This is a genomic window from Acinetobacter sp. ANC_7553 (assembly GCF_056779895.1).
On the sequence record NZ_JBWYIV010000013.1, the window covers coordinates 62,999 to 87,676 of the forward strand.

Consider the following 24,678-nt stretch of genomic DNA (forward strand, 5'->3'; position numbering starts at 1 on the left):
ATGGGTCAGAAGGTTCATCCAATCGGTATCCGCCTAGGTGTTGTGAAACGTCATAACGCTAACTGGTATGCGAATCCGAAACAATACGCTGAATACTTGCTTAAAGATCTTCAAGTTCGTGAGTTTTTAAACAAAAAACTTAAGAATGCGATGGTGAGCAATATTCTTATCGAACGTCCAACAGGCGCTGCTAAAGTAACAATTAGCACTGCTCGTCCTGGTATCGTGATCGGTAAAAAAGGCGAAGACATTGAAAAATTACAGCGCGAACTTACCAATATTATGGGTGTTCCAGCGCAAGTAAGCATCAACGAAATTGATCGTCCAGATTTAGACGCTCGTCTAGTTGGTGAAGCAATTGCTTCTCAATTAGAAAAACGTGTAATGTTCCGTCGTGCTATGAAGCGTGCGGTTCAAAACACTATGCGTGCTGGTGCGAAAGGTATCAAAGTTGAAGTTTCTGGTCGTTTAGGCGGTGCAGAGATTGCACGTACTGAATGGTATCGTGAGGGTCGTGTACCTCTACATACTCTTCGTGCTGACATCGACTATTCAGCGGTTCGCGCAGAAACTACTTACGGTACGATCGGCGTTAAAGTTTGGATCTTCCGTGGTGAGATCTTGGGCGGCATGAAACAAGTCATGAACCCAGCTCCAGCTGAAGAACGTCCAGCTAAACGTGGTCGCGGTCGTGGTGAAGGTCAAGAGCGTCGTGGTCGTCGCAATGATCGTTCTGCTGAAAAAGGAGAATAATCCATGTTGCAACCTAAACGTACTAAATTCCGTAAAGTGCAAAAAGGCCGTAACACTGGTCTAGCACATCGCGGTAGCACAGTATCTTTTGGTACTATCGCACTTAAATCAGTTGAACGTGGTCGCATGACTGCGCGTCAAATTGAAGCAGCGCGTCGTACAATCAGCCGTCGTGTAAAACGTGGTGGTAAGATCTTTATCCGTGTATTCCCGGACAAACCAATTACTGAAAAACCATTAGAAGTTCGTATGGGTAAAGGTAAAGGTTCTGTGGAATATTGGGTTTGTGAAATCAAACCAGGTAAGATCCTGTACGAAATGGAAGGTGTGAACGAAGAATTAGCGCGTGAAGCATTTACGCTTGCTGCTGCTAAACTTCCGTTTAAAACCACTATCGTGACTCGGACGGTAATGTAATGAAAACTAAAGATCTACGTGAAAAGTCGGTAGAAGAATTGACAGCTTTGCTTGATGAGCAACAGTTGAACCAATTCCGTCTTCGCATGGCTAAAGCAACTGGTCAATTGGGTAAATCGCACGAAGTGCAATTAACTCGTAAAACTATTGCTCGCATCAAGACCCTCCTTACCGAAAAACAGGGGAACGCACAATGAGTGAGCAAACAGTTCGCACGTTAACAGGCAAAGTAGTAAGCGACAAGATGGACAAGTCTATCGTTGTTCTTATCGAACGCCGCGTTCAACACCCGTTGTATGGCAAATCAATCCGCCGTTCAACAAAATTACACGCTCATGATGAGAACAACACTGCTAAAACTGGCGATGTTGTAACTATCAAAGAAAGCCGCCCAATTTCTAAAACTAAGTCTTGGACTTTAGTTGAAGTTGTTGAAGCAGCTGCTGAGTAAATAACGTTCTTGTTGCATCATCGGTCAATTTCGAGTACTCTTTGAGCCTTTCGAAATTGTGACCGGTGATGCTCGGTTTTGGAGTAGGGCAATGATTCAGACCGAAACTATGCTCGACGTAGCAGACAACAGTGGTGCTCGCCGCGTACAATGTATTAAAGTACTTGGTGGTTCACATCGTCGTTATGCTTCAGTTGGCGACATTATTAAAGTTACTGTAAAAGAAGCAATTCCACGTGGCCGTGTTAAAAAAGGCGACGTAATGAATGCAGTAGTTGTACGTACAAAATTCGGTATCCGTCGTCCAGATGGTTCTGTTATTCGTTTCGATGATAACGCTGCTGTTATTTTGAACAACAACAAAGCTCCGATTGCTACTCGTATTTTCGGACCAGTGACTCGTGAACTTCGTACTGAACAGTTCATGAAAATCATTTCATTGGCTCCTGAAGTTCTATAATAGAGGCAATCATGGCTAAGATTAAAAAAGGCGATCAAGTAATCGTGATCGCAGGTAAAGAAAAAGGCAAACAAGGTACTGTTTTGTCTGTTTCTAATGACCGAGTTAAGGTTGAAGGTCTTAACTTAGTTAAGAAGCATCAAAAGCCTAACCGTGCAACAGGTGCTGAAGGCGCTATCGTTACACAAGAAGCTTTGCTTCATATCTCTAACGTGGCAATTTTTAATGCTACAACCCAAAAGGCTGACCGTGTTGGTTACCAAGTGATTGACGGCGTGAAAACTCGCGTTTACAAATCAAATGGTGAATCAGTGGCGGTAGCGAAGTAATAGGTTGAAATAGGCAATGGCCAGACTTAAAGCGCGTTACAACGACGAACTTAAAGCTCAATTACAAGAACAATTGGGCGTTAAGAATGTGATGGAGATCCCTCGCATCACTAAAATCACGATCAATATGGGTGTTGGTGCAGCTGCTGCTGACAAAAAACTCCTTGATGGTGCTCTTTCTGATATGCAAGCTATCGCTGGTCAAAAACCAGTTCTTACGTTAGCTCGTAAATCTATCGCTGGTTTCAAAATCCGTGATGGTTGGCCGATTGGTTGTAAAGTTACTTTACGCGGCGAACGCATGTACGAATTCTTAGACCGTTTGATCTCTATCGCGATCCCTCGTATCCGTGACTTCCGTGGTTTCTCTGCGAAATCATTTGACGGTCGTGGTAACTACTCTATGGGTCTTAAAGAACAGATTATGTTCCCTGAGATCGATTTTGATAAGATTGACCGTATTCGTGGTATGGATATTACCATCACTACGACTGCTCGCACCGATGACGAAGGCCGTGCGCTTATGCGTGCATTCGGCTTCCCGTTCAAATAAGAGGTCGATATGGCTAAGAAAGGTATGATTAATCGCGAATTGAAACGCGAAGCTACTGTTGCTAAATACGCTGCAAAACGTGCTGAATTAAAAGCTGTTATTGCAAACGTAAATGCAAGCGACGAAGAGCGTTTCGAAGCGATGATGAAGTTACAAGCATTACCACGTAATGCATCTCCAGTACGTCTTCGTAACCGTTGTGGTTTAACTGGTCGTCCTCATGGTTACTTCCGTAAGTTCGGTTTAAGCCGTAACAAATTACGTGACACAGTAATGCAAGGTGATGTACCGGGCGTTGTTAAGGCAAGCTGGTAAGGAGCACTATAAATGAGTATGCAAGATACCGTTGCCGACATGTTAACACGTGTTCGTAACGCACAAATGGCGAAGAAACAAACTGTTTCTATGCCAAACTCAAAGTTAAAAGTTGCGATTGCTAACGTTCTTCAACAAGAAGGTTATATCGCTGATGTAGCTGTTGCAGATGCTGAAGGCAAACCAACACTTACTTTGACTTTAAAATATTTCGAAGGCAAACCAGTTATTGAGACTGTGAAGCGCGTTAGCCGTCCAGGTTTACGTCAATATCGCGGTAAAGATAACCTTCCAAGCGTTAAGCAAGGTTTAGGTATTGCAATTGTTTCTACAAGCAAAGGCATCATGACTGATCGCGCTGCACGTGCTGCAGGTATCGGTGGTGAAGTTATTGCTTTTGTTTCTTAATAGGTGATTCCTCATGTCTCGTGTGGCTAAAGCCCCAGTAACTGTACCTAACGGTGTAACAGTTACTCAGAACGGCCGGCAGGTCGAAGTGAAAGGCAGCAAGGGTACTTTGTCTTTCAACCTGCATGCGCTGGTCGAGCTAAAACAGGAAGACGGTATTCTAGCTGTTGCTCCTAAAGCTGAATCTAAAGATGCTTGGATGCAAGCTGGTACTGCTCGCGCTGTGCTTAACAACCTTGTTAAAGGTGTTAGCGAAGGTTTCGAACGTAAGTTACAACTTATCGGTGTTGGTTATAAAGCTGCGGTTAAAGGGAACACAGTTCACCTTAACCTAGGTTTCTCTCACCCGATCGATTACAACCTTCCTGAAGGTGTAACTGCTGAAACACCTACAGCTACTGAAATCGTGCTTAAATCTGCTGATAAAGCAGCTTTAGGTCAAGTTGCTGCAGATATCCGTGGTTACCGTCCGCCAGAGCCATATAAAGGTAAAGGTGTTCGTTATTCTGATGAAGTTGTACTTCGTAAAGAAGCTAAGAAGAAATAAGGCGCGAGGTTCTTATGAACGAAAAGAAACAAACCCGTTTGCGTCGTGCGAAAAGCACACGCTTGCACATCCGTGCATTGGGTGCGACTCGTTTGTGTGTAAACCGCACTCCGCGTCACATCTATGCTCAAGTAATCTCAGCAGATGGTGGCAAAGTATTAGCGCAAGCTTCTACTTTAGATGCTACGTTACGTAGTGGTACTACAGGTAACGTTGAAGCAGCTACTAAAGTTGGTGCTTTAATCGCTGAACGTGCTAAAGCAGCTGGCGTAACTAAAGTTGCATTTGACCGTTCTGGTTTCAAATATCATGGTCGTATCAAAGCCTTGGCTGATGCTGCTCGTGAAAACGGCTTGGAGTTCTAATCATGGCTAAAGTTGAACAAAACGAAGGTCTTGTTGAAAAGCTGGTTGCCGTTGATCGTGTAGCCAAAGTTGTTAAGGGTGGTCGTATCTTCTCTTTCACAGCATTAACTGTTGTGGGTGATGGTAATGGTCGCGTAGGTTTTGGTCGTGGTAAAGCTCGTGAAGTTCCAGCTGCTATTTCTAAAGCACTTGAAGCTGCTCGTCGCAACATGATTACTGTTGAACTTGTTGATGGTACTGTTCAGCACCCTATCAACGCTCGTCACGGTGCTAGCCGTGTTTACATGCAACCTGCTTCTGAAGGTACTGGTGTAATTGCTGGTGGCGCTATGCGTGCTGTTTTAGAAGCTGTTGGTGTACGTAACGTATTAACTAAATGTTATGGTTCTACTAACGCTGCGAACGTAGTAAACGCGACTTTTAATGGTCTGCGTGATATGACTTCTCCTGAGAAAGTTGCTGCGAAACGTGGTCTTTCAGTAGCACAAATTCAAGGGTAATCAATCATGAAAACGATTAAAGTTACCCAGACTAAATCTGCATCGCATCGCTTGAAAAATCACAAGCTTAGCCTTAAAGGTTTAGGTCTGCGTCGTATTGGTCACACTGTAGAAGTTCAAGATACTCCTTCTAACCGTGGTATGATCAATCAAGTTTACTATATGGTTAGTGTAGAGGAATAAGCCATGACTCTGCGTTTAAATACAATTGCACCTGCAGAAGGTGCTAAGCGTGAAAACCTTCGTTTAGGCCGTGGTATTGGTTCTGGCGTTGGTAAGACTGGTGGCCGTGGTGTCAAAGGTCAAAACTCACGTAAGAGCGGTGGTACTCGTCCAGGTTTCGAGGGTGGTCAAACTGCGTTATATCGTCGTCTACCTAAGTTCGGTTTCACTAGCCAATTGGCTTTGAAAACTGCTGAAGTACGTTTGTCTGAACTTAACAAAGTTGAAGGCGATATCGTTACTCTTGAAACTTTAAAAGCAGCGAACGTTGTACGTAAAGATATGATTCGTGCTCGTATCGTTCTTTCTGGTGAAATCACTCGTGCATTCACTGTTCAAGGTGTTGCATTGACTAAAGGCGCTAAAGCTGCTGTTGAAGCTGCTGGCGGTAAAGTCGAGGAGTAATCGCGAGTGTCTATGTCTCCTAGTTCTACAGGTCATGTTCACATGATGAAAGGTCAACCATTTCACGTGAAATATCGTGAAATTATTCGCCGATTAATGTTTTTAATTGGTGCTTTGGTGGTCTTTCGACTAGGAGCGCATATTCCGCTGCCAGGTATTGATAATGTCGCTTTAGAACGTTTCTTTAATGCAAACCAGGGTACTTTCCTTGGTTTGTTTAATATGTTCTCAGGCGGGGCATTGGAACGAATGTCCATTCTTGCGTTGGGAATCATGCCGTATATTTCTGCATCGATTATCGTGCAGTTAATGTCAACGGTTGTTCCTTCGCTGGAAGCATTGAAAAAAGAAGGCGAGCAGGGCAAGCGTAAGATTAACCAATATACGCGTTACGGCACATTATTCCTTGCAATTGTACAAGGTATTGGTATGTGTGCGGGTCTGATCAGTCAAGGGATTACCTTTACTTCAGGTTTAGCATTCTATATTCCTGCATTAACGTCTTTAGTTGCAGGTACCATGTTCTTAATGTGGTTGGGAGAGCAAATTACCGAACGTGGTGTTGGTAATGGGATCTCTATGATCATCTTTGCAGGTATTGTTGCTGGTTTACCAAGTATGGTTGTGCAATCATTTACCCTTGTGGAAAATGGTCAATCAAGCTTAATTGGTATTGCTATATTTGGCTTATTGTCTTTAGCTGTTTTAGCTGCGATTGTGTTTATTGAAAAAGCACAACGTCGTATACCTGTTAACTATGCTCAAAAGCAGCAAGGTCGCCGAGTATTTACTGCACAGCAGACTCACTTACCATTAAAAATAAATATGGCGGGTGTAATTCCAGCAATTTTCGCAAGTTCGTTATTGCTGTTTCCTGCAAGTTTAGGTCAATGGTTAGGTAGTTCTGATCCTAATGCAGGGATCGTTAAGCGTACACTACAAGATTTGGCATTAGTTTTATCGCCTGGACAACCATTATATTTGGTGCTATTCGGTGCGCTTATTATTTTCTTCTGTTATTTTTATACGGCACTAGTTTTCAGTCCTAAAGAAGTATCAGAAAACTTAAAGCGTAGTGGAGCTTATGTACCTGGTATCCGCCCAGGTGAGCAAACTGCTCGTTATTTAGATCATATTCTTAGTCGTTTAACATTTATCGGTTCGATTTATATCACTGTTGTATGTTTAATGCCGATGGTGCTTCAAAGTTCTTTTGGTATTCCATTCCATTTGGGTGGTACATCGCTGTTGATCGTGGTTGTTGTAGTTATGGACTTTATGGCTCAGCTACAGGCACACCTCACATCGCGCCAATATGATAATCAAACACTAATGAGTAAAACGACTGCTCATCCTAAGGGATAAGCGCACTTAGAGGTTTCATCATGAAAGTTCAAGCTTCTGTAAAGAAAATTTGTGGTAGCTGTAAAGTTATCCGTCGTAATGGGGTAATCCGCGTGATTTGTAGCGCTGAACCTCGTCATAAGCAGCGTCAAGGTTAATCTGATCAAGACCTGTTGATTTCAGTAGGCTAATTAGGTTATTATCCGCCCCTCAAAGATTTTGTGGGGCGGTTGATTATCTCTACTGCCTTTTTGGAGAAAGTGAATGGCTCGTATTGCCGGTGTAAACATTCCGGATAACAAGCATGCTGTTATCTCTCTTACGTATATCTTTGGTATTGGCCGCCATACTGCTAAGCAAATCTTAGCTGCAACTGGTATTGCACCAACTACTAAGATCCGTGAATTAGATGACGCTCAGCTTGATGCGATTCGTGCAGAAGTTGCTAAGGTTCCGACCGAAGGTGACTTACGTCGCGAAATTTCCATGAACATTAAACGTTTAATGGATTTAGGCTGCTACCGCGGTCTTCGTCATCGTCGCAGCTTGCCTGTCCGCGGACAACGCACCAAAACTAACGCACGTACCCGTAAAGGTCCGCGCAAACCTATTAAGAAATAAGATTTCTGGAAGCTAAAAGATGGCTAAAGATACTCGCACACGCAAGAAGGTCACTCGTACCGTCTCTGAAGGTGTTGCACACATTCACGCTTCTTTTAATAACACCATTGTGACTATTACCGATCGTCAAGGTAATGCACTGGCTTGGGCCACTTCAGGTGGACAAGGCTTCCGTGGATCACGTAAATCAACTCCGTTTGCTGCTCAGGTAGCTGCTGAAGTTGCTGGTAAAGCTGCTTTAGATTACGGTTTGAAAAACTTGGACGTCCTTGTTAAAGGTCCTGGTCCAGGTCGTGAATCTGCGGTTCGTGCTTTAGGTGCAGTGGGTTATAAAATTAATAGCATTACCGATGTGACTCCAATTCCTCACAACGGTTGCCGTCCACCTAAAAAACGTCGCGTGTAAGGAGAAACATTCATGGCTCGTTATATTGGTCCAAAATGCAAACTCTCTCGCCGCGAAGGGACAGACCTGCAACTTAAATCAGGCGTTAAACCGTTTGATGTTAAGACAAAAAAACATGCTAAAGCTCCTGGCCAACATGGTGGAGCTCGTGGTGGTAAACAATCAGAGTACTCACTACAATTACGTGAAAAACAAAAAGTACGTCGTATGTACGGTGTTTTAGAACGTCAATTTAGTAACTACTATAAAGAAGCTGCTCGTGTTAAAGGCGCAACAGGTGAAAACTTGTTGAAATTGCTTGAAAGCCGTTTAGATAACGTTGTTTATCGTATGGGCTTTGGTTCTACACGTGCAGAAGCTCGTCAGCTTGTATCTCACCGTTCAATCACTTTAAATGGTCGTCGTGTTAACATCGCGTCAATCCAAGTTAAAGCTGGTGACGTGATTGCAGTACACGAAGGCGCTAAACAACAATTACGTATTAAAAACGCAATTGAATTGGCTGCTCAACGTGGAACTCCTTCTTGGATGGAAGTTGACCATTCTAAATTAGAAGGTACATTCAAATCTGCACCTGATCGTTCTGATTTACCTGCTGAAATCAACGAAAGCTTGATTGTTGAATTGTATTCTAAATAATCCTTGAGGTAGCAATAATGACGCGTACTGCAAACGAGTTTCTAACTCCGCAAGCGATCAAGGTCGAAGCGGCAAGCGGGACCTCGGCAAAAGTGATTCTAGAACCTTTAGAGCGTGGCTTTGGTCATACTCTAGGTAATGCTTTACGTCGCATTCTTTTATCATCTTTACCTGGCGCTGCTGTGGTTGAAGTTGAGATTGAAGGCGTCGAGCACGAGTACAGTACTTTAGAAGGCTTGCAGCAGGACATCGTCGAGCTCTTGCTGAACCTTAAAGGATTGTCTATTAAGCTGTTCGATCAAAATGAAGCATATTTGACATTAGAGAAACAAGGTCCTGGCGATGTAACTGCCGCTGATCTTCGTTTACCTCACAATGTTGAAGTGGTTAACCCTGAACATTTGATCGGCACGTTAAGTGCTTCAGGCTCATTGAAAATGCGCTTGAAAGTTGTTCAAGGTCGTGGTTATGAGACTTCTGATTCTCGCTTCCCAGAAGGTGAAACTCGCCCAGTGGGACGTTTACAATTAGATGCGTCTTATAGCCCGATTAAACGTGTTTCTTACACAGTTGAAAATGCTCGTGTAGAACAACGTACAGACCTTGACAAGTTGGTCATTGATCTTGAAACAAACGGGACTGTTGACCCTGAAGAAGCGATCCGCAAAGCGGCAACAATCTTGCAACAACAAATTGCAATCTTTGTTGATCTTCAGAAAGATCAAGCTCCAGTTGCTCAAGAACCTCGTGAAGAAGTTGACCCAATCTTGCTTCGTCCAGTAGATGATCTAGAGCTTACTGTTCGTTCTGCTAACTGTTTGAAAGCAGAAAATATTTACTACATTGGTGATCTTGTTCAACGTACTGAAGTTGAGTTGTTAAAAACTCCTAACTTAGGTAAAAAATCGTTGACTGAGATCAAAGATGTTCTGGCTTCAAAAGGCTTACAACTCGGCATGCGTTTAGAAAACTGGCCACCAGCTAGTTTACGTATGGACGATCGTTTTGCCTATCGTAGTCGTTAATTAAGTAGGACTATCACCATGCGTCATCGTAATAGTGGTGTGAAATTAGGCCGTACAAGCAGTCATCGTAAAGCGATGTTCCAAAACATGGCTAATTCTTTGTTTGAACACGAGTTGATCAAAACAACTGTGCCTAAAGCAAAAGAGTTACGTCGTGTAGCTGAGCCTTTAATCACTTTAGCTAAAGTCGATACAGTAGCAAACCGTCGTTTAGCGTTTGCTCGTACTCGTTCAGCAGCAACTGTTGGTAAATTATTTACCGTTCTTGGCCCTCGTTACAAAGAACGTAACGGCGGTTATCTACGTGTTCTTAAAGCGGGCTTCCGTGCAGGTGATGCTGCACCGATGGCTTACGTTGAGCTAGTAGATCGCGAAGTTAAATAATTTCGTGTAGAACATCGCAAGTTGTTCAAAAAAGGTCGGTTGAATAAACCGGCCTTTTTTTGTCTAACAATTGGCATTACTTGACCTGAATTGACATGTTTTTTGCAACTTTTAGTCAAACTTGACATTGTGTATTGTCAAAAATATGTTTTAATAAAAATGTTCTTATAAAAAGGTTAATAAAAGAAATGGATAAGCAAGTCGATATTCTTATTGTTGGTGCTGGTATCTCTGGAATTGGAATTGCAGCACATTTAATTAAAAATAATCCGAACCGTAAATTTGAAATACTCGAACGTCGTAAAAGTTTCGGTGGAACGTGGGATTTGTTTAAATACCCAGGTATTCGCTCCGACTCAGATATGTCTACTTTTGGCTACAATTTTAAGCCATGGCGTAAAGCGAATGTGCTTGCAGATGGCGCTTCGATTAAAGGTTACTTGGGTGAAGTTGTTAGTGAGTACAATATTAAAGAAAAAATTCATTTTGAGCATCGTGTACTTTCTGCGAATTACGATACTTCAATAAAAAAATGGATTGTAGAAATCGAAGATCAAAATCAAAAGAAACAAACTTGGCAAGCTAATTTCGTCTTAGGCTGCACAGGTTATTATAACTATGACCAAGGTTTCCAACCTGATTTTCCAAATCAAGATAAATTTAAAGGTCAATTGATTCATCCACAATTTTGGCCTGAAAATTTAGATTATACCGGCAAGAAAGTAGTTATCATTGGTAGTGGAGCAACTGCAATCACTTTAGTACCAGCAATGGCAAAAGGTGGGGCTGGGCATGTAACAATGTTACAACGTTCACCAACTTATATTGCTTCAATTCCTTCGATTGATTTTGTTTATGACAAAACACGTAAATTTATGACAGAGGACATGGCATATAAGTTCACGCGTGCTCGTAATATCGGAATGCAACGTGCAATTTTTGCTTTGTCAAAAAAACAACCTCAACTGGTTCGCAAGTTACTTCTTAAATCTATTGAAATGCAGTTGAAAGGTAAAGTGGATATGAAACACTTTACCCCAAGTTACAATCCTTGGGATCAACGTTTATGTGTAGTGCCAGACGGTGATTTATTCAAAATTTTACGTAGTGGTAAAGCAAGTGTTGAAACAGATCATATTGAATCATTCACTGAAAATGGTATTCAATTGAAATCTGGTAAACACTTAGATGCAGATATCATTGTTTCTGCGACTGGTCTAGAAATTCAAATTATGGGCGGTATCAAAGCGACTGTTGATGGTCAGCCGATCAAGACTAGCGAACATATGCTTTATAATGGTGTGATGGTAAGTGATGTACCAAATATGGCGATGGTCATTGGTTATGTGAACGCATCATGGACATTAAAAGTAGATGTCATTGCTGATTATATTTGCCGTCTATTCAAATTTATGGATCAGAACGGTTATGATGAAGTTGTCGCACCAACTGACCATTCTGCAATGCTCGATGAAACAGTTATGGGTGAAATGTCATCAGGTTATATTGCGCGTGCGGCTGATCAACTTCCAAAACAAGGTACTAAGGCACCTTGGATGGCAACGCATAACTATTTAGCTGATCGTAAAGATCTCAAAAATGCGACTTTTAATGATGGTATTTTAAAATTTGCGAAGGCTCCTGCACAGTCAGTAAAAAAGCCTAAATTAGTATCTTAATGAATAGCTATTAAAATAAAAAGGAAGCGAAAGCTTCCTTTTTCTATTTATAAAGAACGTGATATGAGTTCTTTCATGATTTCATTGGTGCCGGCATATATACGATTTGCACGGTTATCGATATATGCGCGTGCAATAGGGTATTCAAGCATGAAGCCATAGCCACCATGTAACTGTAAGCACTCATCAACGACTTTAGAGAACATATCAGAAATTTTATATTTTGCAGCTGCGGCCGCATCTACACCTAACGTACCCTCAAGTTGTAATTCCATACAACGATCTAAATAAGAACGACAGAAGTCTATTTCAGTTCGAAGTTCTGCTAGCTTAAAACGTGTATTTTGAAATGTGCCAATTGGCTTGCCGAATGCTTTACGATCTTTTGTATATTGTACTGTGTGTGCAAAGGCAGCTTCTGCACCTGCTTGGCAGATAATCGCAACAAGCATACGTTCCCAAGCGAGTTCTTTCATAAGCATGATGAAGCCCATGCCTTCCATACCAATCAAATTTTCCTTTGGTACACGAACATTATCAAAGAACAATTCGCAAGTATCTTGTCCTTTCATACCAATTTTATTGAGTGGTTTACCTTTGGTGAATCCAGCTCGATCAGCTTCGACAATAATGAGAGATAAGTTGGCTGAACCTTTATCACTATTACCTGTTTTGCACACAACAATTGCCATATCACATAGATAACCGTTGGTAATAAAAATTTTAGAACCATTGATGACATATTCATCGCCATCTAAAACTGCAGAAGTTCGTACAGCTTGTAAGTCTGAACCTGTACCAGGCTCAGTCATCGCAATGGCAGTGACAACTTCGCCAGAAGCCATTTTAGGGAGCCATTTTTTCTTTTGCTCTTCGTTGGCAAAATTATTCAGGTAATTCGCAACAATATCCGAATGCAATGAAAAACCAGTTGATGAATCCATTGCATAAGCTTGTTCTTCAATGAGGATCATACTGTAGAGTCGATCTACACCATATCCACCATATTCTTCAGGCATTGTGGTGCACAATAGACCCATTTCACCCGCTTTATTCCATAAGTCACGATCTACATGTTGTTGTTCTTCATATTTTGCAATATTTGGAACGACTTCTTTTTCATAGAATTTTCGGACAGTATCACGAAACGCTTCATGCTCTGCATTGAATAATTTTCGAGGTAACATATTAGGAATTGGTCGAATTGCGCCTGATTGCATATTTATATTTCCATAAGTGTTATTAGATTAGCCACAACATAAGAGAGCCTGAACATTGGTGCAATGTGTTGAATGCTCAAATCGCAAGAATTGCTGATGAATTTGGTCAATTGATATTTTTAAAACACAAAGCTCATGGCTTCAGTTAAAATGGAATGAACACAGATTAGGGGATAAAAATGTACGATGAATTAACGCTTGAAGAGCGTAAAGTTATCTATCGCGCACGTCGTGGTTTAAAAGAAATTGACGTGTATTTTGATCCTTATGTAAAGCAATACTATTTGCAAGCTGAACCAGAAGAGAAAGCAATGTTTGCTGAACTGGTTGAACAAGAAGATCCTGATTTATTGGATTGGTTTATGGAGGTTTCTGAACCACCTCGACCTGAATTGCGCCAATTTATTCAAAAATTAAAAGATTATGTCCATAATCCATGAGCGTTATTCACTGAAACACAGCTCTTATTCGGCTGTGTTTCATGTTTTCTCTATTTTCATCATGAGTATTACTTTATTAATCAGTATTAAGCTCATTTATGCTTTGGGCAGTATTATATTTATACTGATTATCTGGTGGAATTTTAGAAAAAAACCACAATTAAAAGAATTACAAAAAATAGACAAAGATTTATGGTCGATTCAAATGACTTCAAATCCAAAAATATACCAAGCAAAACTGAATCGAGTTTTTCATTTTCATTACTTCGTAATACTCAGTTTTAACGAAAATAAATTCGATTCTTTGGTGATTTGGAGAGATCAAATAGATGAAAAACAATGGAAAAGCTTGATTACTCATGCAAGTTTTGGCTAATTGTTAGACAATAAGTCTTTTATTTTTAAATTTAAAACATGATAAAAAACAATTATTTAAAAATATATTATATGAATAAAAAATGAATTGTTTGACGAAAATGAAAGAAAATCAAATTGTTAGACAAAAACACGATGAAATCTTAATTTCTAAAGTACATTAAACATACCAACAGCTAATGAGGAATTTCAAAATGAGCGAAATTCATATGTGGTTGTTTCTAGTGGTTGCTGCTGTTATGGCAATTATAATTGGAAGACTAGGAACTGTGCTGAAGGAACGAATTGAACACCACAACAACGAACAAAATAAACTCTCTTGAGTTTACCATTTAATAAGTAGCATGTGCCGAACCGTCGCAATGCTACTTTTTTTTGCCCAAAATTTTAACAATTCAAAAAATAAGTCAATCATTTCAATTCAGATCAATGACAGACTAATTGTTAATGAAGTGCATTGCTGCACTTTTATTCAGCGATTGCATCTGATATTTTAAATCGCAAGGATGACAAAATTATAAAATTGAGGACAGGAAGTATGTCTAAATTAAAGACTCAAGGTCTTTTCACGGCAATTGCGGTTGTAGCAGCTACAACTTTATCTGGATGTTCATACGTAATCAAAACTGGTGCGAATGCATCACTTGCGTTTAGTGAAAAACACATCTTACCGCCAGTACTCTCAATGGGTGATGTGGATATGGTGTGTAATCAGGGCACAGCTTTGACTCCTGTGATTATGGCGACTAAAGATATGGGTGCTGATCCGACCCGTATGGCAGTTCTTTTATATTCAGCTTCAGGGATGTGCGCAGAAAATCGTGCCTTAGATGCAGAATTAAGATACCTAAGAGCATCAAAAGCAGGTCAAGTGACAGAAGCACAAGATGCGCGTATTGAACAAAAGCGCTGGGCTGCTGTTGCTGCCGAACGTCAATATACGGGTTATCAATTGTTTGCGGAGCGTTGGCAGTCTAAATATAAATATAATTTAGGTGACTCATGTCCAACTATGCGTCGTAATCTTGACCAAACAGTATATCTGTTAGGGATGTTAAGTGGCTTACAAGCGATGACCAATGATATTGCTTCTGGTGGTCAAGTGCATGTTCCTAAAGATATCGCAGCAATTGTTGAACGTGGCATGGTCTGTCTTGATAACAACAAGTTTTGGGGTGTACCGAATGCTACTCGAGCAGTGATTTGGACATTATTACCTGGAGCTGATGCAGGCAAACCAGATCCATACCAAACGCTTAAACAATCTATGCAAATTGGTGAGCAAAAAGGAGTACGCTTATCGCATGCCTTGTATGCTGTTGCAGCACAAGCCAGTGGTGACGATGCAAAAATACGTGATGCATTACGTTCTTATGCCGCTTCACGTGCTGAAGAAGTTCCTGTAAATCCAGAGTTTAAGTTATTGGATAATATGGCAGGACAAATGATACAAGCGATCTCAGACCGTTATTGGACGGAGAATACAGGTGTACGAACTGAAGCTGATGGAATGTCGAGCTTCTGGGATGATCAAGCGACCAATGAAGCCGATGATCTTTTCGAGAACACATTAGGCGAATAAGATTTTTTTAATTTTGTTCAAAATTAAAAAATGGAGTTATTCAAGAAAAAGAGCTTTTAAGCTCTTTTTCTTTTAGGAATACGAAAGATGAAAGATACTATCCTGATTCGAAAAATACTGTTTATTGCATGCTGTATCAGTATTTCCGCTAGTCTGCAGATTTTTCAGGAGTATTTTTTCTATTGGCGTCCTGTATTGGATGAAGAAATTTGGCGAGTATGGACAGCTCACTATGTACATGTGGGATGGATACACTATGCATTGAATATGGTGGGTTTAGCCTGTCTGCCTTTCATCTTCCCATATGTCAAAATTAGGTACATGTTGTACTTGTTGATCGCACTCCCGCCATTAGTTAGTTTAAGTTTTTATTATGTTTATCCTCACGTTGAAGCTTATGCAGGTCTATCAGGGGTACTACATGGTATGTATATGGCTTTGGCAGTTTATTTTTTAAAATTTGAAAAAGAACGTAAATTCTCGCTGCTTGTATTAGCTTTAATCACGGGCAAAATTTTGTGGGAAAATATCTTTGGTTCTCTCGATACTGCGCAAATGATTGGTAGCCCAGTATTGGTTGAAGCACATTTAACAGGTGCAATATGGGGGGCATTACTCAGCATGCTCTTTTTAATTTATCAGCACATCTCCGTGAAGGACACACACATCTCTTAATTACTCTGATACTTAATTATCACTTATTTTAATGTGTGATCAGATTCGAATCTTTTGCATTTATTTTTTTAAGGTCATATTTGTTTAAAAAAAGAAATACAGTATGGTATAGCCTACTGATTTAGTTGGTTTTTATCTCGCTCTTAAGAGGTGAATTGATGAAAATTGGCATAAATTTAAAAAAAATGGAAAAGTCAGTCATTCTTTTTTAAAAAAAAATCAGTCAGATTCATGTGATAAAAGAGGTAAGGAAATTAGGTAAAGGATTTTGCCTAAGCCCGAATTAGAAAAGATGAGCTGTACAGGCAATGTATAGCAGTATTAAATAATGGAATAACAATGCAAGAGCCTTCTAAAAAGAGATCTGGGTTAGGTCTACTTAGTTATATATGGACTGAGTGGATATCTGCGTTTACGATTTTGCTTCTACTGTTACTGACGCTCATCATCGGGACAGGAGAAATGATTCACGGGCAGATGTTACGTTTAGGTGAAAGTCTATACGGTGACGAAAAAATTGGTATGCAGTATTCATTCTTGCGTGCTGAACCTGAAAAGCCAGTCTGTGATCGAAATCCAAATATTGACCTTCTGGTTCAAAACCAAATGCAAGCCAATGCAAAGGATGAATTTGCAGATATTTTTGGCACAACATCTGAAGAAGATGTTCGTGCCTCTGTGTTGGCTGGTCAACAGTTATGTGAAGAAAAATATGCCTTCTACGATAAGTCAATTCAGTATTTAGAAGATAACCCTTCAATACGAACTTACCGAACCATGGAAACAACTTTCTTTGGTATTTTCCAATTTGGTACGGAAAATAAGGCAGTTCTATTGATTATCATGGTGGTACTTGCAGCGATCACTGCAACACTTAAAATCCACCACATTGGTCTACGCGGTCCAAGTTCTGTTTTAGATTATAGGGTTTACGCTGTCGCAATGATACTTGCGAACAGTTTCTTAACCAGTTCAGCGATCAGTCAGTATAGATCTGTATTGAACTCTGGTGTTCCGCCAACCAGTGAGATGACAATCATCTACTGGTTATGGATAATCTTGTTCAGTACACTGACATTAATTAGTTTGTACCAATTGTTCCGTGTACCAGAAAATGCGAAGCCAGGTGGTACGATTGGCATGGCATTATTGTCAGTCCCACTTTATGCCTATATGGCGATCACAACAGGATTTAACTTTACCTTTGTGATGGACTATCCAATGGGTCAAGGGATTTATTTAGGGCAGCTGGTTGAGTTCTCTACTATTTTCCTTAATTTATCACTGTTCATTTGGGCAGGTATGCTGTTAAAGCAGACATTAATTGTTGATAAATTCCTAAACATTTTACGTCCATGGAATCTAGCGCCTGAAACGCTTACCTGGTTAATCTTACTTGCTGCTGCATTACCTACAGCTTATACAGGTGCATCAGGTATTTTTGTAATCGCTGCAGGTGCGATCATTTATAAAGAAGTTTGGAATGCGGGCGGACGCCGTCAATTCGCTTTGGCTACGGCTGCAATGTCAGGTTCGCTTGGTGTGGTACTCCGTCCATGTCTATTGATTGTTGTTGTTGCATCGCTGAACAAAGAAGTGACGACTGACTTGTTATACCAATATGGTATTGGTGTTTTCCTCATCACTTCAACTTTGTTCTTATTAATTTCACTGTTCTTTGCTGAGCAAAAATTCCGTATTGCAGCGCCATCAGTTGCATTCCCGAATTCCGCTAAGGCATTAGTGGCAGTAGTTCCTTATGTGATCGTATTCCTGATTGTGTGGGCATTCTACAAGTATGCGTTAAATACCAACTTGAATGAGTTTACTGCACCAGTCATGATGCCAATCATCTTACTTGTCATGGTGCTTTATGAAAAATTACGTCATGAACCAGCACCGCTCGCACCAGTAGGACATTGGGATACGACATTAAGCCATACTTCGGTTGAACAAGAAGCAGCTAAGGCGCGAGTGTCAGCATCTGAAATTGCAGCACAGGATAGTCCAGACAATCCTGCACGTAAAGTGAGTTTCTGGAAGTCAATTCATGTATCTGCAAGTGAAACAGTCGGACATATCGGGGCGCTTGTGATCTTAATGGCATTGTCTGTCAGCGTTGGTGGATACTTAGAGCGTATCGAGTTGATGGAACACTTCCCAACGGATATTGAAAATATCTATATCGTGATTACCTTGATCGTATGTCTCATGGTATTCGTCGGGATGATTATGGATCCGTTTGGTGCTGTCATCTTAATTTCAGCAACAGTTGCGCCTGTCGCCTACGCTTATGGTATAGATCCTGTTCACTTCTGGATGATTGCTTTAATTGGTTTCGAATTGGGTTATGTATCACCTCCAGTTGCACTCAATCACTTGCTCGCAAGGCAGTCGATTGGTGATGAAGAGGTGGCTGCTGCCGATGCAGAAGTGAAAGATAAAACGTTCTACTACAAATACGAACGTTGGATTCTTCCTCTGATTGTGATGATTCCAGCTATGTTAATTATCGCCTATGTACCTTATATCTTTAAGTTATTCGGTTGGTATCAATAATTAAATAAAATAAGCACCTTCGGGTGCTTATTTTTTGTTGATTTTTAAAACATCTTAATTTCTTGGGCGCGGCTTAAATTGAATAACACCAATTTCGTCTGCAACCTCAGGCATTTGAGGTTCATCTATATGTGTCGGACGATTTTCAGAATAGTTACATTCAATACATTCGATCCATTCTGAATCACCTGAAGTGAGCATGACAATACGATCCATAGCTTCACATTTCGGACATTTTGCACCTGCAATGAAACGACGTTTGATCGACATAATGACACTCACCTTCAAAAATTAGTAGCGTAGTTTAAGCAGTTTTAGTGTCATTCGTCCAACCTTGATGGCGTAATAATGCATCAATTTTAGGCTCACGACCTCTAAATTTAACAAAGGCATCAAGCGCTGTATCTTTACCGCCTACAGCAAGCACTGCTTTGCGGAAAGCAAGTCCAGTCTCTTGGTTGAAGATGCCTTCTTGTTCAAAGCGATCGAATGCATCACTTGCCAAAACTTCAGCCCATTTGTAAGAGTAGTAGCCTGCGGCATAACCCCCTGCGAAAATATGGCTAAAACTATTTTGGAATCGGTTGTAAGGTGCTGTAGGGAGAACAGCATATTGTTCACGAATTTCGTTTAGAGTGTGTTGAATAGCTATTGCATCTAAAGCAGGAGATTGTTTATGTATATTCAAATCAAACATGGCAAACTCTAGTTGACGAAGGGTTTGCATGCCTGATTGGAAAAATCTCGCATCCAAAAGCGACTTAAGGAGTTCTTCAGGTAAGGGTGTTTTGGTCTCAATGTGTTGGCTGATTAAAGCCAAGCTTTCATTATCCCAAGTCCAGAATTCCATAAACTGACTTGGCAGCTCGACGGCATCCCAAGCGACACCATGTGTGCCTGCTACAGAGATATGATCTACTTCTGTGAGCATATGATGCAGACCATGTCCAAACTCATGGAAAAGAGTAACGACTTCATCATGTGTTAAAAGCGCAGGCTGTTGACCAATTGGTGGTGTAAAATTACCGACCATGTAACAAATCGGTTTCTGCATGCCATTGTTGGTTTGCATACGTGAGCGGAATCCGCTCATCCATGCTCCACCACGTTTCCCACTTCTAGCGTACAAGTCAAAATAGAATCCACCTATGACACTGCCTTGATCTTCAAGCTCATAATATCGTGCATCTGGATGCCATACAGGTGCTTCACGTTCAATGACTTGAATACCATATAAACGCTCCACAATTTTAAATAAACCTTGAACGACGACAGGGGTAGGGAAGTATGGCTTAAGTGCTTCCTGAGACAGATTAAACTGTTGAACTTTGAGTTTTTCCGAGAAATACGTCGTGTCCCAAGGTTGTAGTTCATCTACACCATGAGATTGAGCAATTGCTTTTAATGCCTCAATTTCTTGTAGGGCAGGTTTACGAGCATGTTCTGCCAACTCAATCAGGAATTGATCTACAGCTTCAACACTTGGAGCCATCTTACTTGCCAGTGAATATGCTGCATAATGATCAAAACCTAAAAGTTGAGCCATTTCTTGGCGCAATTTGAGAATTTCTTCCATCACCGCAGTATTGTCATATTCAGGGTGATCTGACTGATCCGACGCTCGCGTGGTATATGCTTTATATAAGGCTTCGCGAAGCTCTCGATTATCTGCGTAAGTCATGATCGCAAGATAAGAAGGGAAATCCAATGTCGCCACGGCTTGATCGAGTTCACGTTGTTGACCGTATTGCTTTAGCAGTTCGATACTGCTCGCAGGTAAACCAGCAAGTTCATCTTCAGTTAATGGTTTGAAATATGATTGTGTGGCATCAAGAACGTGGTTAGAAAAATCTGAAGAAAGCTGCGATAAACGAGCTGATATTTCTGCGTAGCGTTTTTTTGCTTCGCCTTCTAGAGCCACGCCTGAGAGTTTAAAGTCTCTAAGTGCAAGTTTAATCGCACTCTGTTGAGCTTCTGGTAAATCCGAAAAAATAGGTGCATCATGCACATATTGGTAGGTTTGATAGAGCGCAGTATGTTGCCCTAATTGTGTGTAGTATTCACTTAAGCTAGGTAAAAGAGACTGATAAATCTCGCGGGTTTCAGGATTGTTCATCACAGCATTTAAGTGAGACAAAATACCCCAAGATTCGCTCATTTGGTTTTCTAATTGATCGATTTGATCGAGCACATTTAATTGTAATTGTACCGTGTCTGGGACTTTCTCGAGTTGGTTTATAAAGTGTTGACCATTTTGAATCGCTTGTTCAATCTGTGCTTTAAGTTGATCAAGTGTAATTTGAGAAAAATCGGGTACAGGCAAAGTTGCCTTTTCTAAAGTCATTCAAGGACCTAATTGATTCATTTACTTCATTTAGATGTAGGGGTTTATGGACTTTAAATCAAGTGATACATTCAATTATTTACGTAAGTGCTAAATAAAGAATCGGTGCACTTGATTATAAATTAAAAAAATAAAGCTTAAAAAAAAGAGCGCCGTAGCGCTCTTTAAAGATTTAGTCTAATTTAGCTTTCGCATTCGACTTTTTCTTTTTTACTTTAGCTTTCTTTTTCGCTTTGTCTTTTACTTTTCCATCAGATTTTTTGTCTGATTTTTTAGTATAAGAGCTTGGTTTTGCCTTGGACTTTTTCTTACGAACAGGGCGTTCACCGCTTTCATCTTTATCTTTTAGGAGTTCGACAGGCTCATTCAACATGCGATTTAACGCTTCTTGCTTGGTGACCGGGTTTTCCTTCACGACACGTGGTGCTCGACTACGAATAGCGCGACCTGCATGGCTGAGTTGTTGAATCAATTCAAAATCAATCTTACGTTCTTCTAAATTGACACCTGCAACCTTGATGCGTACTTCATCACCCAAACCGAAGGTCTGACCACGATTTTGCCCAACTAAACTTTGACTCGCTTGATCGAAGACAAAGAAGTCATCGCCAAGCTGGCTTACATGGACCATACCATCGACATATAAATCTTTTAAAGTGACAAATAGACCAAACTCAGCCGTAGCACTAATGACGCCAACAAACTCTTCACCAAGATGCTGTTGCATATAATGGCATTTTAACCAAGTGGTCACTGAGCGAGAAGCTTCATCAGCTCGACGTTCTGTTGCCGAGAAATGATTACCGGCTTCTTCTAGTGCGCCACCTGAGACTGGTGCAGGTTTATTTTTGAGGTGTGCTTTGATAGCACGATGTAATAATAAATCTGGATAACGACGAATTGGAGAGGTGAAATGAGTGTATGCCTCATACGCCAAACCATAGTGACCAGCGTTATTTGGCCCATAATAAGCTTGCATCATGGAGCGAAGAAGCACAGCATGAATACTTGGCGCATCAATACGGTCTTTAGTGGCTTCAATGACCGCTTGGTAGTCCGCTTGCGTAGGTTGATCAGGGAATTTCAAACCTAATAACTTAACAAAGTCGCGAACTTTTTGAATGCGTGAGAATTCAGGTGGCTCATGCACACGATACAACATTGGAATTTCGTGTTTTAAAGCAAATTCAGCAGCAGCGACATTGGCTAACAACATACATTCTTCAATGAGTTTATGAGCATCGTTACGTGATCTTGGTAGAATTTCTTTAATTCCACCAAGTTCATCAAAGGTCATGTACGTTTCAACGGTTTCAAATTCCATTGCATGGCGTTCTGCACGTAAACCTTTTAATACTTGGTAAAGTTGGAATAATGTATTCAGTGATTTACGCACTGTACGATCTTCAGGTACAGCTTGACTATCACCTTCAAAATATTTTGCAACTTGGTCATAGGTGAGTCGTGCTTTAGAGTGCATCACCGACGGATAGAATTCAAATTTTGTGACTTTACCTGCGCGACTTAAATTCAAATCACAGACCATACATAGACGATCGACATTTGGATTGAGTGAGCATAAGCCATTTGAAAGTGCTTCAGGCAACATCGGTAAGACAAAGTGAGGGAAGTACACAGACGTACCGCGTTCTTGTGCTTCATCATCTAAAGGTTTACCAATACGAACATAATGACTGACATCTGCAATCGCAACCACGACACGATAGCCGCCACCAGGACGTTTTTCTGCATAGACAGCATCGTCGAAGTCACGAGCATCTTCACCGTCAATTGTGACTAAGGGTAAATCTCTTAAATCAATGCGTCCTTGACGATCTCGTACTGTCGGTTCTTTAAAACTTTCAGCTTCTTGAACTACTGCTTCTGGAAATTCGTAAGGTAAACCATATTCTAAAATGGTTTGAGGAATAATAATTTCAGTATCAGATTTGTCGGCCATAGATTGAATAATATGGCCTGTAGCAAACTCTTCACGATTTGGAAAATCATCAATTTCAACTCGAAGAGAATCACCAACTTTAGCTTTCGCATGCGCAATGAGTTCTTTTTCTAAGGTAATCGGTTGATGCGCATTTGGATTTGCTGGTTGAATGAAGTATTCACCTTCATATTCTGCGAGTTTCCCAATGATTTGTTTGACGCGTCGTTGGGTAATTTCAGTAATGAAACCCCATGGTTTACCTTTACGGTCAACAGAGGTCTGTTGAACTTTAACTCGGTCACCATGGAAGACTTGACGTAATTCACGCTCAGGTAACAAATATTCTTCTTTCTTACCATCTATACTCGCAACCCCTAAACCTTTGCTATTGATATAGATGGTCGCATCATGAACAGGTTGATCTGCCATAAGCTGGAACTTATAACCTTCTTTCGTCAATTGACCATCACGAACCATCGCACTTAAACGGTGACTAAGTGCTTCAATACTTTTTTGATCCGCAATTTCGAAGTGTTCCACAAGGTCTGCATGAGACAATGCTTTTTTCTTATTCTCAATCGTTTCTAGAATCAGAACACGGCTTGGAATAGGATTATCGTAACGTTCAGCTTCCGCTTTGGCTTCAGGGTCGACCCAATTTTTCATAATGTCTTTGGCTTCATATCAGAAGATAAGTTTAGCATAAGACATGATAAGAAATACTGCACGTAAATGATTGCAATAAAGTGTTTTTAGTTCATAAATTATAAAAGAGATGCAGAATAGACAGTATTAAAGTGAAATTAATGCAGATTAAAGGTAAAAAACCTGAAAATTGTTTAAAAAATATATGATTGAACAAAAAACATAGAATTTTTTAAATTCTCACTTGAAGAGTAGGGACGAAGTTTGTATTATGGCGTCTCGTTACGGTGAGGTGGATGAGTGGCTGAAATCACTTCCCTGCTAAGGAAGCATACCTATTACTGGTATCGAGGGTTCGAATCCCTCTCTCACCGCCAACGATAAACTTGAAATGCGCTCATAGCTCAGCTGGATAGAGCACTTGGCTACGAACTAAGGGGTCGGGAGTTCGAATCTCTCTGAGCGCACCAATCAAGTTAATCGATGTAACGAAGTCGTAAGACACTCAAGTACGCGCTCATAGCTCAGCTGGATAGAGCACTTGGCTACGAACTAAGGGGTCGGGAGTTCGAATCTCTCTGAGCGCACCAACTTGATCATCTATAAAGATGTAAAAAAGAGAAGAAACCGCTTAATTGCGGTTTTTTTGTTTCTAGAATGAAGTGATGCTATAAATCATCATATTTTATTAGCTACTTAAGAAAGAAATAAATTTTAAAATTTCTACACATATTATTTTTAATTAATAGATATTAGCTCTTATAAAAACATCATCAATCCAACTCAGGATTGTTTGGAATTTGGATTGATCTTGTTGATCATCTCTTAAGTTGTTGATTATCTAGCCATAATTTACATTTACGTATAAATACTGTTCGCTTGATTTAAATTTTATTAAAAAGTACTTAACAAATAATAATATTCATATATAATGCACTCCATCAAGACGTCGCGCTCATAGCTCAGCTGGATAGAGCACTTGGCTACGAACTAAGGGGTCGGGAGTTCGAATCTCTCTGAGCGCACCAACTTGATCATCTATAAGATGTAAAAAAGAGAAGAAACCGCTTAAT

General features: G+C 40.5%; 30 protein-coding genes, 4 tRNA genes and 1 pseudogene. 31 read left to right on the forward strand and 4 right to left on the reverse strand.

The window, feature by feature from the left end; translation table 11 throughout:
- The 22 genes and pseudogenes from rpsC to AC1M9I_RS11385 all read left to right on the forward strand — a co-directional run bounded on the left by rpsC (position 1) and on the right by AC1M9I_RS11385 (position 11,823).
- A pseudogene (gene rpsC, locus AC1M9I_RS11280) lies at positions 1 to 817 on the forward strand (30S ribosomal protein S3).
- Entirely contained in the window at positions 757 to 1,170 is a 414-nt protein-coding gene (gene rplP, locus AC1M9I_RS11285; protein ID WP_035265110.1) for a 50S ribosomal protein L16, read from the forward strand. The pseudogene rpsC and the gene rplP overlap by 61 nt, the downstream one beginning before the upstream one ends.
- Positions 1,170 to 1,367, forward strand: coding sequence for a 50S ribosomal protein L29 (rpmC, locus tag AC1M9I_RS11290; RefSeq protein WP_035265113.1), 198 nt, complete (start codon positions 1,170 to 1,172; stop codon positions 1,365 to 1,367). The genes rplP and rpmC overlap by 1 nt, the downstream gene beginning before the upstream one ends.
- A complete protein-coding gene (gene rpsQ, locus AC1M9I_RS11295) occupies positions 1,364 to 1,621 on the forward strand; it encodes a 30S ribosomal protein S17 (RefSeq protein WP_004691314.1) in 258 nt (85 codons plus the stop codon). Before rpmC ends, rpsQ begins: the two co-directional genes overlap by 4 nt.
- Positions 1,622 to 1,712: 91 nt before the next feature.
- Positions 1,713 to 2,081 (forward strand): 50S ribosomal protein L14, encoded by a 369-nt coding sequence (gene rplN, locus AC1M9I_RS11300; protein ID WP_035265119.1) that lies wholly within the window; start codon positions 1,713 to 1,715, stop codon positions 2,079 to 2,081.
- Between the two features lie 11 nt (positions 2,082 to 2,092).
- Complete coding sequence (rplX, locus tag AC1M9I_RS11305) at positions 2,093 to 2,410, forward strand: 50S ribosomal protein L24 (protein WP_035265122.1); 318 nt, start codon at positions 2,093 to 2,095, stop codon at positions 2,408 to 2,410.
- Between the two features lie 16 nt (positions 2,411 to 2,426).
- On the forward strand, positions 2,427 to 2,963 hold the full coding sequence (gene rplE / locus AC1M9I_RS11310; protein WP_004809796.1) for a 50S ribosomal protein L5: 537 nt from the start codon (positions 2,427 to 2,429) through the stop codon (positions 2,961 to 2,963).
- A 9-nt stretch (positions 2,964 to 2,972) separates the two neighbouring features.
- Positions 2,973 to 3,278, forward strand: coding sequence for a 30S ribosomal protein S14 (rpsN, locus tag AC1M9I_RS11315; RefSeq protein WP_067731180.1), 306 nt, complete (start codon positions 2,973 to 2,975; stop codon positions 3,276 to 3,278).
- A 12-nt stretch (positions 3,279 to 3,290) separates the two neighbouring features.
- Positions 3,291 to 3,686: a 30S ribosomal protein S8 gene (gene rpsH, locus AC1M9I_RS11320; protein ID WP_035265132.1), complete on the forward strand. Its 396-nt coding sequence runs from the start codon at positions 3,291 to 3,293 to the stop codon at positions 3,684 to 3,686.
- A gap of 13 nt (positions 3,687 to 3,699) precedes the next feature.
- A complete protein-coding gene (rplF, locus tag AC1M9I_RS11325) occupies positions 3,700 to 4,233 on the forward strand; it encodes a 50S ribosomal protein L6 (protein ID WP_035265135.1) in 534 nt (177 codons plus the stop codon).
- Between the two features lie 14 nt (positions 4,234 to 4,247).
- On the forward strand, positions 4,248 to 4,598 hold the full coding sequence (gene rplR / locus AC1M9I_RS11330; RefSeq protein WP_035265138.1) for a 50S ribosomal protein L18: 351 nt from the start codon (positions 4,248 to 4,250) through the stop codon (positions 4,596 to 4,598).
- Between the two features lie 2 nt (positions 4,599 to 4,600).
- A complete protein-coding gene (gene rpsE, locus AC1M9I_RS11335) occupies positions 4,601 to 5,098 on the forward strand; it encodes a 30S ribosomal protein S5 (RefSeq protein WP_035265141.1) in 498 nt (165 codons plus the stop codon).
- 6 nt (positions 5,099 to 5,104) lie between these two features.
- Entirely contained in the window at positions 5,105 to 5,281 is a 177-nt protein-coding gene (gene rpmD, locus AC1M9I_RS11340; RefSeq protein ID WP_004786899.1) for a 50S ribosomal protein L30, read from the forward strand.
- Positions 5,282 to 5,284: 3 nt separating this feature from the next.
- Positions 5,285 to 5,725, forward strand: a complete 441-nt coding sequence (gene rplO / locus AC1M9I_RS11345; RefSeq protein ID WP_035265144.1) for a 50S ribosomal protein L15 — start codon at positions 5,285 to 5,287, stop codon at positions 5,723 to 5,725.
- A 45-nt stretch (positions 5,726 to 5,770) separates the two neighbouring features.
- Positions 5,771 to 7,090: a preprotein translocase subunit SecY gene (gene secY / locus AC1M9I_RS11350; protein WP_171076742.1), complete on the forward strand. Its 1,320-nt coding sequence runs from the start codon at positions 5,771 to 5,773 to the stop codon at positions 7,088 to 7,090.
- Between the two features lie 20 nt (positions 7,091 to 7,110).
- Positions 7,111 to 7,227 carry a 50S ribosomal protein L36 gene (gene rpmJ, locus AC1M9I_RS11355; protein WP_000867907.1) on the forward strand — a complete coding sequence of 39 codons (117 nt, stop codon included), beginning with the start codon at positions 7,111 to 7,113 and terminating at the stop codon, positions 7,225 to 7,227.
- 106 nt (positions 7,228 to 7,333) lie between these two features.
- On the forward strand, positions 7,334 to 7,690 hold the full coding sequence (gene rpsM, locus AC1M9I_RS11360; RefSeq protein WP_035265156.1) for a 30S ribosomal protein S13: 357 nt from the start codon (positions 7,334 to 7,336) through the stop codon (positions 7,688 to 7,690).
- 19 nt (positions 7,691 to 7,709) lie between these two features.
- Entirely contained in the window at positions 7,710 to 8,096 is a 387-nt protein-coding gene (gene rpsK / locus AC1M9I_RS11365) for a 30S ribosomal protein S11 (RefSeq protein WP_001040166.1), read from the forward strand.
- Positions 8,097 to 8,108: 12 nt separating this feature from the next.
- Complete coding sequence (rpsD, locus tag AC1M9I_RS11370) at positions 8,109 to 8,735, forward strand: 30S ribosomal protein S4 (protein WP_035265160.1); 627 nt, start codon at positions 8,109 to 8,111, stop codon at positions 8,733 to 8,735.
- 17 nt (positions 8,736 to 8,752) lie between these two features.
- Positions 8,753 to 9,760 carry a DNA-directed RNA polymerase subunit alpha gene (locus AC1M9I_RS11375; RefSeq protein ID WP_035265161.1) on the forward strand — a complete coding sequence of 336 codons (1,008 nt, stop codon included), beginning with the start codon at positions 8,753 to 8,755 and terminating at the stop codon, positions 9,758 to 9,760.
- An 18-nt stretch (positions 9,761 to 9,778) separates the two neighbouring features.
- Positions 9,779 to 10,144: a 50S ribosomal protein L17 gene (rplQ, locus tag AC1M9I_RS11380; protein WP_034587447.1), complete on the forward strand. Its 366-nt coding sequence runs from the start codon at positions 9,779 to 9,781 to the stop codon at positions 10,142 to 10,144.
- A gap of 179 nt (positions 10,145 to 10,323) precedes the next feature.
- Entirely contained in the window at positions 10,324 to 11,823 is a 1,500-nt protein-coding gene (locus AC1M9I_RS11385; protein WP_481594922.1) for a flavin-containing monooxygenase, read from the forward strand.
- Positions 11,824 to 11,870: 47 nt separating this feature from the next.
- On the opposite strand, the gene AC1M9I_RS11390 is transcribed toward AC1M9I_RS11385, so the two are convergent.
- Positions 11,871 to 13,043 (reverse strand): acyl-CoA dehydrogenase family protein, encoded by a 1,173-nt coding sequence (locus AC1M9I_RS11390; RefSeq protein WP_481593796.1) that lies wholly within the window; start codon positions 13,041 to 13,043, stop codon positions 11,871 to 11,873.
- A gap of 179 nt (positions 13,044 to 13,222) precedes the next feature.
- Here AC1M9I_RS11390 and AC1M9I_RS11395 point away from each other — a divergent pair, with 179 nt between their 5' ends.
- From AC1M9I_RS11395 to AC1M9I_RS11415, 5 genes are all read left to right on the forward strand, one after another.
- Entirely contained in the window at positions 13,223 to 13,483 is a 261-nt protein-coding gene (locus AC1M9I_RS11395) for an FAD assembly factor SdhE (RefSeq protein WP_035265169.1), read from the forward strand.
- A gap of 61 nt (positions 13,484 to 13,544) precedes the next feature.
- Positions 13,545 to 13,859, forward strand: coding sequence for a hypothetical protein (locus tag AC1M9I_RS11400; RefSeq protein WP_481594890.1), 315 nt, complete (start codon positions 13,545 to 13,547; stop codon positions 13,857 to 13,859).
- A 537-nt stretch (positions 13,860 to 14,396) separates the two neighbouring features.
- Positions 14,397 to 15,440, forward strand: a complete 1,044-nt coding sequence (locus tag AC1M9I_RS11405) for a hypothetical protein (protein WP_035265182.1) — start codon at positions 14,397 to 14,399, stop codon at positions 15,438 to 15,440.
- Between the two features lie 87 nt (positions 15,441 to 15,527).
- Positions 15,528 to 16,115: a rhombosortase gene (rrtA, locus tag AC1M9I_RS11410; protein WP_035265184.1), complete on the forward strand. Its 588-nt coding sequence runs from the start codon at positions 15,528 to 15,530 to the stop codon at positions 16,113 to 16,115.
- Positions 16,116 to 17,288: 1,173 nt separating this feature from the next.
- Positions 17,289 to 18,674, forward strand: coding sequence for a TRAP transporter large permease subunit (locus tag AC1M9I_RS11415; protein ID WP_373687203.1), 1,386 nt, complete (start codon positions 17,289 to 17,291; stop codon positions 18,672 to 18,674).
- 54 nt (positions 18,675 to 18,728) lie between these two features.
- On the opposite strand, the gene AC1M9I_RS11420 is transcribed toward AC1M9I_RS11415, so the two are convergent.
- The 3 genes from AC1M9I_RS11420 to rnr form a co-directional block, all read right to left on the reverse strand.
- A complete protein-coding gene (locus AC1M9I_RS11420) occupies positions 18,729 to 18,938 on the reverse strand; it encodes a YheV family putative zinc ribbon protein (protein WP_171076743.1) in 210 nt (69 codons plus the stop codon).
- 40 nt (positions 18,939 to 18,978) lie between these two features.
- Positions 18,979 to 21,018, reverse strand: a complete 2,040-nt coding sequence (locus AC1M9I_RS11425) for a M3 family metallopeptidase (RefSeq protein ID WP_035265188.1) — start codon at positions 21,016 to 21,018, stop codon at positions 18,979 to 18,981.
- 172 nt (positions 21,019 to 21,190) lie between these two features.
- Positions 21,191 to 23,629, reverse strand: a complete 2,439-nt coding sequence (gene rnr, locus AC1M9I_RS11430) for a ribonuclease R (protein WP_481611061.1) — start codon at positions 23,627 to 23,629, stop codon at positions 21,191 to 21,193.
- 262 nt (positions 23,630 to 23,891) lie between these two features.
- On the opposite strand from rnr, the gene AC1M9I_RS11435 reads away from it, so the two are divergent.
- From AC1M9I_RS11435 to AC1M9I_RS11450, 4 genes are all read left to right on the forward strand, one after another.
- Positions 23,892 to 23,982 (forward strand) — tRNA-Ser (locus AC1M9I_RS11435).
- A gap of 16 nt (positions 23,983 to 23,998) precedes the next feature.
- Positions 23,999 to 24,075, forward strand: a tRNA-Arg gene (locus AC1M9I_RS11440).
- Positions 24,076 to 24,118: 43 nt separating this feature from the next.
- Positions 24,119 to 24,195 (forward strand) — tRNA-Arg (locus AC1M9I_RS11445).
- Between the two features lie 361 nt (positions 24,196 to 24,556).
- Positions 24,557 to 24,633: transfer RNA gene (locus AC1M9I_RS11450), tRNA-Arg, on the forward strand.
- Positions 24,634 to 24,678 lie beyond the last annotated feature (45 nt).

Excerpts from the sequence above, each read along its gene's own strand:
- rpmD (WP_004786899.1), top strand. The coding sequence starts at position 5,105 with ATGAAAACGATTAAAGTTACCCAGACTAAATCTGCATCGCATCGCTTG.
- rpsH (WP_035265132.1), top strand. The coding sequence starts at position 3,291 with ATGAGTATGCAAGATACCGTTGCCGACATGTTAACACGTGTTCGTAAC.
- rpsE (WP_035265141.1), top strand. The coding sequence starts at position 4,601 with ATGGCTAAAGTTGAACAAAACGAAGGTCTTGTTGAAAAGCTGGTTGCC.
- AC1M9I_RS11375 (WP_035265161.1), top strand. The coding sequence starts at position 8,753 with ATGACGCGTACTGCAAACGAGTTTCTAACTCCGCAAGCGATCAAGGTC.
- AC1M9I_RS11390 (WP_481593796.1), bottom strand. The coding sequence starts at position 13,043 with ATGCAATCAGGCGCAATTCGACCAATTCCTAATATGTTACCTCGAAAA.
- rrtA (WP_035265184.1), top strand. The coding sequence starts at position 15,528 with ATGAAAGATACTATCCTGATTCGAAAAATACTGTTTATTGCATGCTGT.
- rplX (WP_035265122.1), top strand. The coding sequence starts at position 2,093 with ATGGCTAAGATTAAAAAAGGCGATCAAGTAATCGTGATCGCAGGTAAA.
- AC1M9I_RS11405 (WP_035265182.1), top strand. The coding sequence starts at position 14,397 with ATGTCTAAATTAAAGACTCAAGGTCTTTTCACGGCAATTGCGGTTGTA.
- rpsQ (WP_004691314.1), top strand. The coding sequence starts at position 1,364 with ATGAGTGAGCAAACAGTTCGCACGTTAACAGGCAAAGTAGTAAGCGAC.
- AC1M9I_RS11395 (WP_035265169.1), top strand. The coding sequence starts at position 13,223 with ATGTACGATGAATTAACGCTTGAAGAGCGTAAAGTTATCTATCGCGCA.
- rpsD (WP_035265160.1), top strand. The coding sequence starts at position 8,109 with ATGGCTCGTTATATTGGTCCAAAATGCAAACTCTCTCGCCGCGAAGGG.
- secY (WP_171076742.1), top strand. The coding sequence starts at position 5,771 with ATGAAAGGTCAACCATTTCACGTGAAATATCGTGAAATTATTCGCCGA.
- rplE (WP_004809796.1), top strand. The coding sequence starts at position 2,427 with ATGGCCAGACTTAAAGCGCGTTACAACGACGAACTTAAAGCTCAATTA.
- AC1M9I_RS11415 (WP_373687203.1), top strand. The coding sequence starts at position 17,289 with ATGGCGATCACAACAGGATTTAACTTTACCTTTGTGATGGACTATCCA.
- rplF (WP_035265135.1), top strand. The coding sequence starts at position 3,700 with ATGTCTCGTGTGGCTAAAGCCCCAGTAACTGTACCTAACGGTGTAACA.
- rplP (WP_035265110.1), top strand. The coding sequence starts at position 757 with ATGTTGCAACCTAAACGTACTAAATTCCGTAAAGTGCAAAAAGGCCGT.
- AC1M9I_RS11425 (WP_035265188.1), bottom strand. The coding sequence starts at position 21,018 with ATGACTTTAGAAAAGGCAACTTTGCCTGTACCCGATTTTTCTCAAATT.
- rpmJ (WP_000867907.1), top strand. The coding sequence starts at position 7,111 with ATGAAAGTTCAAGCTTCTGTAAAGAAAATTTGTGGTAGCTGTAAAGTT.
- rpmC (WP_035265113.1), top strand. The coding sequence starts at position 1,170 with ATGAAAACTAAAGATCTACGTGAAAAGTCGGTAGAAGAATTGACAGCT.
- rplO (WP_035265144.1), top strand. The coding sequence starts at position 5,285 with ATGACTCTGCGTTTAAATACAATTGCACCTGCAGAAGGTGCTAAGCGT.
- rpsK (WP_001040166.1), top strand. The coding sequence starts at position 7,710 with ATGGCTAAAGATACTCGCACACGCAAGAAGGTCACTCGTACCGTCTCT.
- rpsN (WP_067731180.1), top strand. The coding sequence starts at position 2,973 with ATGGCTAAGAAAGGTATGATTAATCGCGAATTGAAACGCGAAGCTACT.
- rplQ (WP_034587447.1), top strand. The coding sequence starts at position 9,779 with ATGCGTCATCGTAATAGTGGTGTGAAATTAGGCCGTACAAGCAGTCAT.
- rpsM (WP_035265156.1), top strand. The coding sequence starts at position 7,334 with ATGGCTCGTATTGCCGGTGTAAACATTCCGGATAACAAGCATGCTGTT.
- rplN (WP_035265119.1), top strand. The coding sequence starts at position 1,713 with ATGATTCAGACCGAAACTATGCTCGACGTAGCAGACAACAGTGGTGCT.
- rplR (WP_035265138.1), top strand. The coding sequence starts at position 4,248 with ATGAACGAAAAGAAACAAACCCGTTTGCGTCGTGCGAAAAGCACACGC.
- AC1M9I_RS11400 (WP_481594890.1), top strand. The coding sequence starts at position 13,545 with ATGAGTATTACTTTATTAATCAGTATTAAGCTCATTTATGCTTTGGGC.